1 protein-coding gene is annotated in these 310 nt (G+C 65.5%); it reads right to left on the bottom strand.

Annotated features, from left to right (window positions below):
- Positions 1-310 (bottom strand): sigma factor-like helix-turn-helix DNA-binding protein (locus tag N4G66_RS45480; protein ID WP_315903786.1); only part of this gene is annotated, 310 nt, incomplete at both ends.

The raw sequence follows: 310 nt of genomic DNA, 5'->3' as shown, positions 1-310 counted from the left end.
GCCGAGGTGTTCGCCGATCTGGGCCTGGGTGAGTTCGTCGACGAAGCGCATGTGGATGATGCGCCGTTCCCGGTCGTCGAGTTCGGCGATCAGCGGGGCGAGGGCGTTGAAGTCCTCGACGAGTTCAAGGGCCTGGTCGTCGGTGCCGATGAAATCGGCGAGCGCAGCCTCACCGTCTTCGCTGGAGGTGATGGCGGCGTCGAGGGAGGAGGAGGTGTAGCCGTTGGAGGCCTTGCGGGCCTCGATGACTTCTTCCTCGGACAGCGACATCAGTTCGGACAGTTCACGCGTGCTGGGGGTGCGGCCGAGC

The organism is Streptomyces rhizosphaerihabitans (assembly GCF_025399795.1).
GTDB classification, from domain to species: domain Bacteria; phylum Actinomycetota; class Actinomycetes; order Streptomycetales; family Streptomycetaceae; genus Streptomyces; species Streptomyces rhizosphaerihabitans.
The sequence above is the reverse complement of the archived record's forward strand: the minus strand, read 5'-3'. Positions and strand labels throughout refer to the sequence as shown.